Origin of the sequence: Chitinophaga sp. (assembly GCF_036569125.1) — a bacterium.
Classification (GTDB): domain Bacteria; phylum Bacteroidota; class Bacteroidia; order Chitinophagales; family Chitinophagaceae; genus Chitinophaga.
Genome location: NZ_DATCRF010000667.1, coordinates 1 through 2,345 on the forward strand (window position 1 = coordinate 1; position 2,345 = coordinate 2,345).

2 protein-coding genes are annotated in these 2,345 nt (G+C 51.6%); both read left to right on the plus strand.

Annotated elements, in window-relative coordinates; translation table 11 throughout:
• The coding region (locus VIM87_RS24820; RefSeq protein WP_331999597.1) for a hypothetical protein at window positions 1-357 on the plus strand (357 nt) is incomplete at its 5' end.
• A 35-nt stretch (window positions 358-392) separates the two neighbouring features.
• Window positions 393-2,345, plus strand: a 1,953-nt coding sequence (locus VIM87_RS24825; RefSeq protein WP_331999598.1) for a hypothetical protein, incomplete at its 3' end; no start/stop codon positions are given.

Here is a 2,345-nt window from a genome sequence, read left to right on the forward strand (position 1 = left end):
GCCTGTGATACCAAGGTAGGCCCCAACCTTACGCTGGCCTTTGCTTTTGGCGTGCAGATAGTGGTAAGCCTGCCGGTGGTAGGCCATGCCAGCGTAACCTTTATGGTAGGTGTTGAAATGTATGCAGATAAGGATAAGGTAGTGATCACGGCCATGATGCTGTTCCGCGGTAACGCAGAGCTGCTGGGCGGCCTGGTATGCGTTACCATCAGCATAGAAGCCAAAGGCATTGTGGAAAAGACCGGCAATAAAACAGAAACTTCCGCGCAGGTAACCTTTGCGCTCGACATCAGCATTTTCCTCATCATCGATATCAGCTTTTCAAAAACCTGGGGTGAGGACCGGCAGATCGCATAAGACCACCCCAATCATTCATTACAAAAACAGCACACATGGAAGCTAAGAGAAGATATACAGTAATGGTGTTTCCCCAGGGATTTGACGGGAAAAAATTAGCCCTGAATATTGTATTGATCCCCCGTAACCAGGACCCGTTCACCCCTTATGCCACCGGTTTACCGGCCCCGGACGATAACGCCACACCCTTTGCCGACCTGGTACCGCAGTTTGAAATAGGCGTGGTAAAAGGGCTGGATGAATGGCCTTTGAGCAATGCCACCGCAGCAGGCCGCATACCGGTGAAAATACCGGTAGCCATCGCAGCAGCGGCCAATAAAAAAGCATTGCTGCAAGCCATTGCAGCCGATCTGGGCGCAAAAATAAACGTAGACAATACCACCGATAAAGCAGAAGCAGTGATCCCCGAATCAACCAGCGTGCGTAAGTACCTGCCGCTAAGCTACCGGGAATCATTCAACTTCACCAGTCCCCGCCATCCCAACGCCCGTACAGATGACAGCTACCACTGCGCCATCCGGAAGGACACCAAAAAGAAACCCGGCTGGGCTACTAAAGATGATCTGAGCTGGGGCCAGGTGTTTGCACACATCCTGCGCCAGCCGCTGCTGGCAAGGGCCTGCGGCATGATCTATCAAACAGAGGTATCTGTGGAAGATAATGCAGCGCTGTTTGAAAAGGGCTGTTACCTGTATGCCGACCTGGTAAATGCCGACTATGTGCCCATTCAGAATGCATTGCTGGAAGATGCAGACGGGCCTTTTGTAAAACGTTATGCTGCCCGCATTCCCAAGCTGAAGGTAGATGCGCCAAGGCCTGTATTTGCGCCTTTATTATTCCCGGTGCTGTACCGCAAAACCATTGATGCAGTAGACCCTGAGCCCAAAGGGGAGTGGGACAAAATTTTTGCAGAGCTGAATGAATACAATGATGGTTTTGCCAAGATCGTGCATGTAACACAACCCGTGAGCAGCAACCTGCTAAGCGAACAGCAGGATGGCGCACACCCGGTAAAAGATGCAGGCATACGCCTGGCCTGGGACGATGAGCAGATCCTGATCTGGTACATTCGCCAGCTGGCCCAGAACCCACTGGAGCCGGGCAAAAGGGTAGATGCGCCTTTAGGCGTTTTCGGCTACCGGATAGATGTGAAACAGGAAGGCGTGGATGCCTGGAACAGCCTGAACCTGGTGAGAAGCAAGCAATCCTATAACATAGGCGGCGCCGGTGTAGGCAATGCCGCTAATGAAGAAGTGGAGCTGCCCTTCCAGGTATTTCCTACCCAGCCGGATAACAATACCGCCGGCGCTTACTGGCTGCCCATGTATTTTACCAACTGGATAGGCAAAAGCCTGGTGCTGAAAGATCAGGACGCAGTGCTCATTTACCAGAATGAACAGGGTGTAATAAAAAATGACGATGGTGATATAATAGCGCAGCAAAATGTGCCGCCGGATAATTTGTTTGATGAAGTAGCTACTGCCGCCAAACTCTTATATGGCAATACCTACGAGTTCCGCGTGCGTATGCAGGACATCAGCGGTGGCGGCCCGGCCATAGGGGAGGAGCTGTTTAACAATGCAGCATCGCCAACGGCTAAACGCCTCTTTAAAAGATACATAGCACCCGGCCTTTGCCGTATTGATAAACCGGCGCAGCTGATCAGCACACAGGTTGATTATTTCAATGAATCTGTTGATGAAGTTACTAAGGTACATACTTTTGATGCCAGCCCGGTATTGCACATCCGCCGCCCGCTGCTGAACTACCCCGCGGTAGTATTTACCGGTAAATACCAGGCCGCCGGGCAGGACCCTGTGCAGCTGCTTATACAATCCAATGCCGCACAGGGCGAAAGTAAAATGCCTTCCATCGCCGACCCGGATGTAGTGAAGGCAGAGGTAAAGGTAGAAGTGGAAACCCTGCGGCTGGACAATCTTTTAAGCGATAGCGGTGAGGAGAACTATGTAACCTTATACCGCACTACA